Origin of the sequence: Streptomyces sp. NPDC005281, from assembly GCF_040607495.1 — a bacterium.
Classification (GTDB): Bacteria; Actinomycetota; Actinomycetes; order Streptomycetales; family Streptomycetaceae; genus Streptomyces.
This window is the reverse complement of sequence record NZ_JBEXGX010000099.1, coordinates 1-1,508: the sequence shown is the minus strand read 5'-3', so window position 1 is coordinate 1,508 and position 1,508 is coordinate 1. Positions and strand designations below refer to the sequence as shown.

The 1,508-nt window shown below is 62.7% G+C and carries 1 protein-coding gene; it reads right to left on the bottom strand.

Annotated elements, in window-relative coordinates; translation table 11 throughout:
- Positions 1-109: 109 nt before the first annotated feature.
- The coding region (locus ABZV42_RS42200) for a reverse transcriptase domain-containing protein (RefSeq protein WP_356057562.1) at positions 110-1,508 on the bottom strand (1,399 nt) is incomplete at its 5' end.

Genomic DNA, 1,508 nt, shown 5'->3' with positions numbered 1-1,508 from the left:
GTTGGGTCGGCCGCGCGGCGAGGTGCTCACCATGAGGGCGAGTCCTGTTCCGCGCGGCCTCCCGCCGAACCGGACATGACGGTTTCCCGGTCATCCGGCTCTCCAGTGACTACTGCGTGAATGGTCTGGCTGGCCGTTCCGCATGGATACGGTCGTGGCAGGTGTCGCAGGCCACGACGGTTTTGCGCCGTCGGTGAAGCATGACGCGCGCCCAATCGGAAGGTTGCCATCCGGCATGTGCGAGATCGGCGAGAGCGCGGGCGTGGTGCACTTGCACGTTGCCCTTGCTTCCGCAGATCTCGCAGGTATCCGCAAGGAGCCTCGCGATGAGTTCCTTCTGCGGATAGTCCACCCGCACCGGCTCACGATCGGCGAGTTCCGCCGCCCGCTGCCGTTGGAGGGAAATCCCACCGAATCGTGCCACCAGCGGTTTCCTGTTCTTCCGCTCGATACGGGCCTCGAAGCAGATTCGGGGCCCGTTGGACGTGTCGATTCTGGCCCTGTGTTTGGCGGCCATCTTCGACACTGACGAGCGATGCTTGGCCGCAAGAGTCTTGAGCATAGAAGTCTCCATGACCCATTGCAGCCGGTGCAGCCGGAAGACATCCCCGGCAAGCAGGTAGTACTGGACGACACCCCGATATACGGTTCCGTAGGTTGCCACGATCGCATGATCGCTGCTATTGGTCAGGGCCGTCGTCTTCGCGGGTTTTCCGCGATCCATATAGGGGGCGCACTTGGCTTTGATCACGTCCTGTGGGACACGGAGTGCTATCTGGCCGTTGATTCGGCGGTAACGGCCAGTCTTCTTCGTGTCGTTGTGCTGGGTCGTGATCTCGTAACCGAGAAACCTCGCTGCCCGGGTGCGGGCGTGAGTGATCAGCGTTTTGTCCCGGGACAGTTCCAGCCTGAGTTCGTCACGTAGGAACTGGGCCAGGCGTTGTTTGATCTGCTCGGCCTCGGCTTTCGGTCCGGTGAAACCGAGGAGGTGATCATCCGCGTAGCGTATATAGCGCAGCCTGCGGTATCCCGGATCGCGGGGATCCGCACTCGGCAGGCTGACCATTTGCTGACGCAGCGCACGGGCCTGGACCCGGTCGCCGCGCCGGCGTGCTTTCGCCAGCAGATTCTGAAACTCCAGATATGCCGGGTTGCGGGCCCGGCGCTTCCCTCGGGTGTACTCCGGAATTAGAACTGTCTCGACGAACTCATCCAGCTTGTGCAGGTAGATGTTGGACAGGATTGGGGAGGCCACTCCGCCTTGCGGTGCTCCGGAGAGCGTGGCGCCCCATCTCCAGTCCTCCAGGTATCCGGCCTTGAGCATGTTGCGCACCAGCCGTAGGAACCGCTGGTCATGGATCTTCTCGCTGAGGATCGACAGCAGGACCTCGTGGTCCAGGCTGCCGAAGCAGTCGGCGATGTCCCCTTCGATGAACCAGGACGTCCCGGTCCAGGTGTGGTCCACCTCCCGCAAAGCGGTATGGCAGCCCCGGCGGGGACGAAATCCA